This is a genomic window from Streptomyces sp. SID14436 (genome assembly GCF_010548465.1).
In the GTDB taxonomy this organism is placed as follows: Bacteria; Actinomycetota; Actinomycetes; order Streptomycetales; family Streptomycetaceae; genus Streptomyces.
The window spans coordinates 1-6540 of record NZ_JAAGMD010000433.1; the positions used below are offsets into that span (position 1 = coordinate 1).

The following is a 6540-nucleotide window of genomic DNA, read 5'->3' on the forward strand; positions in this document are numbered from 1 at the left end:
CCGGTGCCCGGTCCGCGGCGGGGGCGCCGGGCAGCGGGCCGCCGTCCGGGGCGAGGTGATGGCGGGCGAGGAGGCCGGGCAGGTAGCCGGGCGCGGTGACGGGTGTGTAGTACGGGGCCAGCGGCGGGAGTCCGCCGGGGCGGCCGAGCAGGTCGCCGAGGCGGGCGCGGGCGGTGTCGAAGGCCTTCTCGTACGTCCCTCCCCCGCCGGAGGTGCCGCCCGCGGCGACGCCGTGGGCGGCCAGCCACTCCTCGTCGGGCTGCGGGCGGTGGCCGGCGTCGAGCCGGTCCCAGGAGGTCAGGCAGCCGGAGCCGGCGAAGTGGTGGTTGCCGAGCGCCTCGCGCACCCCGAGGTCGGTGAGCACGGCGGTGGGGATGCGGCGGTGCAGCGCCTCCAGGGCGGCGGTGGAACTGACGGTGACGAGCAGGTCGGTGCGGTCCAGGACCTCGCCCATGTGGCCGTGGACGAGGCGGAGGTTGGCGGGCAGGGCGGTGCGCCGGGCCAGCTTCTGGTAGGGCACCTCCTCGATGTGCGTGGTGTGTTCGCCGGGCCGGGAGCGCAGCTTCAGCAGCACCTCGCGCTCCGGGTGGCGGCGGGCGTGCCGCACCAGCCGGTCCAGCAGGTAGGCACGGTCGCGGCGGTTGTCCGGGACGGAGGGCTGGGCGGCGAACACCACCGTGCAGGGGGTGTGTTCGCGGGTGTACGGCTCCCCGCCCAGGAAGGGCAGGGCCACTTCGGTCACCGCTGAGGCGTCGGCGCCCACGCCCTCGTACACGGCGCGGAAACGCTCCGCGTCCCGGCGGGAGTTGGCGAGGACCAGGTCGGCGCCGTGGCGCAGCAGGAGACCGTCGGCCAGCTTCTCGTAGACGACGCCGACGTAGCCGGTGACGACCACGGGCCGGTGGGCGCGGCCGGCCCAGACCCGTCGGAGGCCGTGCAGCATCGCCTGCACGCCGCCGCCGACCAGGGCGAGGACGACGACGTCGTACGGTTCCTCGCCCATGGCGTGCAGGAACCGTGCCGCGGTCACCTCCTCCAGGCCGTCGGCCGGGACGCCGACCTCGGTGAGCTGGCGGGCCGTGGGGGTCGCACGGCCGCGCAGGAGGTGTCCGTCCAGGCGGATCTCCGTGTCCCGGGGGGCGAGGCGGCGCGCGGTGAGGGCGCCCCATTTCCACCGGGTGTCGGAATCCGCGAGGACGGCCACGCGCAGGGAATTCTTGGCACTTGCTGGCACGTCGAAGACGTTAGGAAGCAATTCCGAGGAGCGGCCCAACCGGAATCCAACAAACGGTGAACAGCGGCCCGCCGGACGGCGAATGGGCCCGTCCGCGCCCCGGAATTCCGCCCGCTTCACGGCTTCGCCATATGCCGTTCACCGGAATGCAAGAAGCGGGTCAGAGGGAATGCCGGGGCGCCCCCTAGCGTCGCCGACGTGCTCAAGCTCTCCGTCATCGTGCCGTTCTACAACGTGCGGCCCCATGTGTCCGATGCCCTGCGAAGTCTGCGTGCGAATGCGCGCGACGACTTCGAATTCATTCTCGTCGACGACTGTTCGACCGACGGCACCGCGGAACTCCTCGCGCGCGCGGAAAGCGGACTGCCGGGCGCGGTGCTCGTCCGGCACGAACGGAACGGGGGCCTGGCGACCGCCCGCAACACGGGGATCGACCGGGCCCGCGGCGAGTACCTGACGTTCCTGGACGGCGACGACTGGCTCGCCCCGGGCCACTACGCCCGGCTGGTCGCCGTGATCGAGGAGTTGGGCTGCGACTTCGTGCGCACCGACCACGTGCAGTGCACGGGCCGCGCCCGCACCGTGCACCGGGTCCCGCACGGCCGCCGCAACGTGGTGTGCCGCCCGCGGGACGCGATCCTGCCCGCCCACCGGACGACGTCCGTGGACTACGCCTACGCCTGGGCGGGCGTCTACCACCGCCGGCTGGTGGAGCGCGGCCTGCTGCACTTCACCGACGGGCTGCGCACGGCGGAGGACCGGCCGTGGATCTGGCGGCTGCACCGGGAGGCGGAGTCCTTCGCCGTGTCCGGTCTGCTCGGCGTCTTCTACCGGCGCGGACTGCCGTCGTCGCTGACGCAGATCGGTGACGCCCGGCAGCTGGACTTCGTCCGCGCCTTCGATCAGGTGGTCGAGGAGACCGTCCGGGACCCGGAGGCGGCGGCGCTGCTGCCGAAGGCGGTGCGCACCTACTGCGCGATCATCTCCCACCACCTGGGCGGCCTGGACCGGTTCGAACCTCCGGTCGCCCGGCGGCTGAAGGCGATGAGCGCGGCGGCCCTGCGGCGCATGCCGCAGGACGTGCTGGACGAGGCGCTCAACTCGATGGACGCCGCCCGCGCCACCCGGCTGCGCCGGCTGCGCCGCCGTCCGGTGAGCGCCCTGGAGGGAGCCGCGTGACCACGCAGATCCTCATGGCGTCGACGCTGTACGGCACGGCCACGCTCGCCGCGGCCCTCGACGCGGGCTGTCTGCCTCCCGCGGACCGGCGGATCCTGCTCGTGTCGAACAACGCGGCGACGCCCGAGACGACGCCCGCCGTGGACGGGATGCCCGGCTTCGAGCGGCTGCGGTCGCGCTTCGACGACGTGGTGTCGTGGAACGCGACCGTGTTCCCCCTGCACCCCGGCGCCTGGTCCCCGCGCCCGGACGACGTGCCGCTGTGGGAGCGGCACCTGCGGCCCGCCTGGGGCCTCGGGGACGACGACGTGACGCTCGTCGTGGAGTCCCTCCAGGTCGACCCGGCCCTCGCGGTGGCGCGGATCTTCGCCGACGCCCCGCTGACCGTCTACGCGGACGGGCTGATGAGTTACGGGCCGACCCGCAACAGGCTGGACCCGCTGGTCGGCACCCGGGTGGAGCGGCTGCTGCACCTGGACCTGGTGCCGGGGCTGCGGCCGCTGCTGCTCACCGAGTTCGACGTGCCGGCGGAGGTCGTGCCGACCCGGGCGTTCACCGAGGTGCTGGACGAACTGGCCGACACCGCGCCGGTGCTGCCGGAGGCGGCCGGGGCGGCGGTGCTGCTGGGCCAGTACCTGTCGGCGCTGGGCATCCTCACCGCCGAGGAGGAGGAGCGGCTGCACGTGCGGATGCTGCGGGGCGCGGCCGGACTCGGCCACACCCGCGCGGTGTTCAAGCCGCACCCCACGGCGCCGGCCCGCTACACCCGCACCCTGGAGCAGGAGGCCGGACGGCTGGGTGTCGAACTGACGGTGCTGGACACCCCGGTGCTCGCCGAGACCCTGTTCGCCCGCCTGCGTCCCGCGCTGGTCGTCGGCTGCTTCTCCACCGCCCTGCTCACCGCGTCGGCGTTCTACGGCCTGCCGGTGGCCCGGGTCGGCACGAACACCCTGCTGGACCGGCTGACGCCGTACGAGAACAGCAACCGGATCCCGGTCACCGTGGTCGACGCCCTGCTGCCCGGGCCGGACGACGCGGCGGCGGTGGCCGCGCGGCGCGGCGCCCTGGACACCGACGCGCTCCAGGACCTGGTCCGTGCCGTCGGGTTCGCCATGCAGCCGCGGATCCTGCCCGGGCTGCGGGCGGAGGCCGAGCGGTACCTTGCGGCCCGGCTGGACGGGCGGACGCGGCCGTACTTCAAGAGGAGGCGGCTGACGTCCCTGGGCCTGCCGGGCGGGGTCCCGGCCCGGCTGGGCTTCCTGCCGCGCAGCGCCGCGGTACGGCGGGCCGCCCGGACGGCGCGCCGCCTGCGGCGGACGGTGGCACGCGGCTGACCCCGCCCCGCCCGGCCTTTCCGGGGTGCCGCGTGCGGGGCCTACGCGCTCGCCAGCGACAGCTTGGCGGCGAACCCGAGGAACAGCGCGCCCGCGGCCGAGGTCGCCCCGGCCGACAGGGCCCGGCGGCGGCGGAAGGCCGCGGCGAGCCGGGTGCCGCCGAAGATCAGCGCGCTGAGGTAGAGGGCGCTGGCCACTTGCAGGCAGACGCCGAGGACGAGGAAGGACAGGGCGGGGTAGGCGTAGCCCGGGTCGACGAACTGCACGAAGAAGGCGACGACGAACAGGATCGCCTTCGGGTTGAACAGGCTGATCACCAGGGCCTGGCGGAAGGGCCGCTCGCCGGGGGCGGCGGCCCCGTCCGGAGCGTCGTCCGCGGTCCGGTCGGCGCGGGTGCGCCACATCGACCACGCCGCCCGGAGCATGCCCACCGCGAGCCAGGTCAGGTACCCGGCGCCCAGGAACTTCACGATCCCGAACAGGAACGCGTTGGTCTGGAGCAGCGAGGCGGCCCCGGCGGCGGCCAGGGTCATCAGGACGGCGTCCCCGCACCAGACGCCGGCGGCGGCCGTGTACCCGGTGCGGACCCCGCGCCGGGCGGCCACGGACAGCACGTAGAGCGAGTTGGGCCCGGGGAGCAGCACGATGAGGACGAGGCCCGCCAGGTAGGTGGGCAGGTCGATGACGCCGAACATGCGCGGAGTTTCGCACAGGGGCGGGACATGTCGCACGGGTGTTCCGAGCGTCGAGACACCCCGTGGGACGCCCCGCGGGGGACGCCCCGGCGGGTCAGAACGCGTCGCTGGGCACGTACGTCCCCCACACCTCGCGCAGGGCGTTGCACACCTCGCCCACGGTGGCGCGGGCGCGCAGGGCGTCCTTCATCGGGTACAGGACGTTGTCCTCGCCCTCGGCGGCCTTCTTCAGGGCGGCCAGGGCCGCGTCCACGGCCGCCTGGTCGCGCTCCGCGCGCAGCCGGGCGAGGCGCTCGGCCTGCTGGGCCTCGATGGCGGGGTCGACGCGCAGCGGCTCGTAGGGCTCCTCCTCGTCGAGCTGGTAGCGGTTGACGCCGACGACGACCCGCTCGCCGGAGTCGGTCTCCTGGGCGATGCGGTAGGCGGAGCGCTCGATCTCGTTCTTCTGGAAGCCGTGCTCGATGGCGTTGACGGCGCCGCCGAGGTCCTCGACCTTCTGCATCAGGGCGAGGGCCGCGGCCTCCACGTCGTCGGTCATCCGCTCGATGACGTAGGAGCCCGCGAAGGGGTCGACGGTGGCGGTCACGTCGGTCTCGTAGGCGAGGACCTGCTGGGTGCGCAGGGCGAGGCGGGCGCTCTTGTCCGTCGGCAGGGCGATGGCCTCGTCGAAGGAGTTGGTGTGCAGCGACTGGGTGCCGCCGAGGACGGCCGCCAGGCCCTGGACGGCGACGCGGACCAGGTTCACCTCGGGCTGCTGCGCGGTCAGCTGCACGCCCGCGGTCTGCGTGTGGAAGCGCAGCATCAGCGACTTGGGGTTCTTCGCGCCGAACTCCTCCTTCATCACCCGGGCCCAGATCCGGCGGGCCGCGCGGAACTTGGCGACCTCCTCCAGGATCGTGGTGCGGGCGACGAAGAAGAACGACAGGCGGGGCGCGAAGTCGTCGACGTCCATGCCGGCCGCGACGGCCGTGCGCACGTACTCGATGCCGTCGGCGAGGGTGAAGGCGATCTCCTGCGCCGGGGAGGCCCCCGCCTCGGCCATGTGGTAGCCGGAGATCGAGATGGTGTTCCACTTGGGGATCTCGGCGCGGCAGTACTTGAAGATGTCGGCGATCAGCCGCAGCGACGGCTTCGGCGGGAAGATGTACGTGCCGCGCGCGATGTACTCCTTCAGCACGTCGTTCTGGATCGTGCCGGTGAGCTTGTCGGCGCTCACGCCCTGCTCCTCGGCGACCAGTTGGTAGAGCAGCAGCAGGAGGGCGGCCGGGGCGTTGATCGTCATCGACGTGGAGACCTTGTCCAGCGGGATCCCGTCGAACAGCACCCGCATGTCGTCGATGGAGTCGATGGCGACGCCCACCTTGCCGACCTCGCCGGAGGCGATGGGGGCGTCGGAGTCGTGGCCCATCTGGGTGGGCAGGTCGAAGGCGACCGACAGGCCCATGGTGCCGTTGGCGATCAGCTGCTGGTAGCGGGCGTTGGACTCCGTCGCCGTGCCGAAACCGGCGTACTGGCGCATCGTCCAGGGGCGGCCGGTGTACATCGTCGGGTACACACCGCGCGTGAAGGGGTAGCTGCCCGGCTCGCCGAGCTGCTCGGCGGGGTCCCAGCCCTCCAGGGCCTCGGGCCCGTAGACCGGCTCGATGGGCAGTCCGGACTCCGACTCGCGTGCCATGCTGTTCTGCCTCCTGCTGAGCAGGACAGCCTGGGCCTGCCCGCCCGTTCTCGTCAGTTGCTCCGCCCGCCCCGGGGGATGTGAGCCTGGTACGGAGCGTAGCGGGGGGTGTGCGGCCGGGTGGAGTGCCGCACCCTGGGACCTTCCTCACAGCGCGGCCGGGACCGCGTTCACAGGGCCCGCGCCGCCTCCGCCGGCGCGTCCCGTCCCCCACCACCATGCCTCCGCGTTCGAGCGGGGTCACCTCCGGGGAGGATCCGGGGGACGGTGGCCGGTGCGGTGGGACGAGGGGGGCCTCGCGTGCGGAGTACGGGCAGGGCTGCGGGAAGGGGACGCGCCGGTGGGGCCGGTGCCGGGCGGGCGGTCGCCGTCGTGGCCGCGCTGGCGGCGCTGGCCGGGGCGGTGGCGGGCTGCACGGTGCGG

Annotated in this window: 5 protein-coding genes; 2 read left to right on the plus strand and 3 right to left on the minus strand. The window is 73.8% G+C overall.

The window, feature by feature from the left end; genetic code table 11:
- On the minus strand, window positions 1–1234 hold a 1234-nt coding region (locus G3I53_RS15030; protein ID WP_164438434.1), incomplete at its 3' end, for a DUF6716 putative glycosyltransferase.
- 198 nt (window positions 1235–1432) lie between these two features.
- Between G3I53_RS15030 and G3I53_RS15035 the strand changes: the two genes are divergently transcribed.
- Both G3I53_RS15035 and G3I53_RS15040 read left to right on the plus strand, forming a co-directional pair.
- Window positions 1433–2413 carry a glycosyltransferase family 2 protein gene (locus G3I53_RS15035; RefSeq protein ID WP_164332866.1) on the plus strand — a complete coding sequence of 327 codons (981 nt, stop codon included), beginning with the start codon at window positions 1433–1435 and terminating at the stop codon, window positions 2411–2413.
- Window positions 2410–3747, plus strand: coding sequence for a polysialyltransferase family glycosyltransferase (locus G3I53_RS15040; RefSeq protein ID WP_164438435.1), 1338 nt, complete (start codon window positions 2410–2412; stop codon window positions 3745–3747). Before G3I53_RS15035 ends, G3I53_RS15040 begins: the two co-directional genes overlap by 4 nt.
- A gap of 41 nt (window positions 3748–3788) precedes the next feature.
- Here the strand turns inward: G3I53_RS15040 and leuE are convergent, their stop codons facing one another.
- Both leuE and G3I53_RS15050 read right to left on the minus strand, forming a co-directional pair.
- Complete coding sequence (leuE, locus tag G3I53_RS15045; protein WP_164336591.1) at window positions 3789–4442, minus strand: leucine efflux protein LeuE; 654 nt, start codon at window positions 4440–4442, stop codon at window positions 3789–3791.
- Window positions 4443–4536: 94 nt separating this feature from the next.
- Window positions 4537–6117 (minus strand): methylmalonyl-CoA mutase family protein, encoded by a 1581-nt coding sequence (locus G3I53_RS15050; protein ID WP_164336593.1) that lies wholly within the window; start codon window positions 6115–6117, stop codon window positions 4537–4539.
- Between the last annotated feature and the right edge of the window lie 423 nt (window positions 6118–6540).

Coding starts and splice junctions, on each gene's coding strand:
- leuE (WP_164336591.1), bottom strand. CDS start 4,442: ATGTTCGGCGTCATCGACCTGCCCACCTACCTGGCGGGCCTCGTCCTC.
- G3I53_RS15050 (WP_164336593.1), bottom strand. CDS start 6,117: ATGGCACGCGAGTCGGAGTCCGGACTGCCCATCGAGCCGGTCTACGGG.